Genomic DNA, 1,471 nt, shown 5'->3' with positions numbered 1-1,471 from the left:
GGATCACTGGTAAAAGTTGGGTCTAATTCTATAATGATTCTAATTAGGCGAATATTTTTGTTAACCGAAATAAGAAGAAGTCAATATCTACGACACCTCTTAAAGATCTCCTGAAATCTTTAATTTTTGCATTGAAAGATTCAGCAAAAGCATTAGTGCTCCTTGATATGAAGTAATTTATAATTTGTTTGTGATGAACTTCGAAAGTTCTTTTAATAGAATTGAATGAATCCAAGCAAGCTTTTTCGATTTGATCAAACCAACGAGCTAACTTCAATCTTGCTGTATTTAGATCTATAGCCTGATTGTATATCTTTCTAAGCCCATCAGACAAATTATATGCAATCTCGATATCAGGATATCTCTCAAAGAGTAGTTTTGCCCTCAATGTTTGTGACTGAGTCCATTTATCCCTAGATTTATACAATACATGTCTACTTCGAGCCATCAGTTGCCTTAATGTATCGCCATTTATGAGAATCTCAGGCTTATACACCTGACCACTGGCTTTCACCTTTTTATAGGCTGTGTTTTCGCTATTTATTATCTCCCATCGATATTTGATTCGGAGTTCTTGAACAGCATCATTGGCCAACTGTTGAACATGAAATCGATCAGTTGTAGCTTCTGCTTTTAGGAAACATTTTCTCACGATTAAATTCATGCTACCAGCCATATCCAATGTAACTTCTTTCACGATATTACGAAGTTCTTCAGGGATGTGATCTCTGATTAACGATACAATTTGTTCTGCCTGAGTACCTTTGAATATACCGACAATACAAGCCTTCTTACCTCTACTATCTTTATTGGTTAGAAGTGTATATAGCTCGCCATTTGAAAGCGATGTTTCATCTAAAGCTAAATGAGGTCCGATATTTTTAGGGTAAATTAGATGTTCTTGTGCATGAGATTTCTTACGCCACTGCCTAAAACCACTTATTGACTCTTTGTACTGCCTGCGAAATAATTGAGCTTTAATCCCATAATAAGTCTCTAGACTTTGAATGCTGATGGCATTAGTATCGACTAATATCTTTTAAAAAAGCGGAATAGTCTTTTGACATTCTTGTTCCTTTAAATACTAGATTCCAATTGCGACTTACTTTCTGTTTCTTTCCATCAGTCACAACTTCCCAACGACGACGTTTGATATGAAGCTTAACCAGCATATCACGAATAGGGAAATCATTGATCTCTCGAGGATCCATAAAGCCACTAGCCTTTATATCCTTATCTTGATATTCTTCTGGTATCGTTTTTTTCTCTTCTAAAAATACGGTAAGACCTTTTTTGAACAGTTCTTTGTTTGTTGGCTCAGTTTGATAATCTACAATGTCAAAATAATTTAAAAGACCCTCTGGGAAAAAGAGTGATAATAAGGATTTTTGCATAAGAGGTTAATGGTTTTAAATTGAAGCTCCCAAAGATATGATCAATTTAAAGCAGACCCAACTTTTACCAGTGATCC

The 1,471-nt window shown here is 35.0% G+C and carries 2 protein-coding genes; both read right to left on the bottom strand.

The window, feature by feature from the left end:
- Window positions 1–43 precede the first annotated feature (43 nt).
- On the bottom strand, window positions 44–982 hold the full coding sequence (locus tag EO244_RS16740; RefSeq protein WP_206734598.1) for an ISAon1 family transposase: 939 nt from the start codon (window positions 980–982) through the stop codon (window positions 44–46).
- A 37-nt stretch (window positions 983–1,019) separates the two neighbouring features.
- The gene (locus EO244_RS16735) at window positions 1,020–1,394 is read right to left on the bottom strand and encodes an ISAon1 family transposase N-terminal region protein (protein ID WP_129255831.1); all 375 of its coding nucleotides are present in this window, start codon (window positions 1,392–1,394) and stop codon (window positions 1,020–1,022) included.
- Window positions 1,395–1,471 lie beyond the last annotated feature (77 nt).

Origin of the sequence: Ancylomarina salipaludis (assembly GCF_004122035.1) — a bacterium.
Taxonomy (GTDB): Bacteria; Bacteroidota; Bacteroidia; order Bacteroidales; family Marinifilaceae; genus Ancylomarina; species Ancylomarina salipaludis.
Note: the sequence above shows the minus strand (reverse complement) of the source record. Positions and strands in the feature narration are given on the sequence as shown.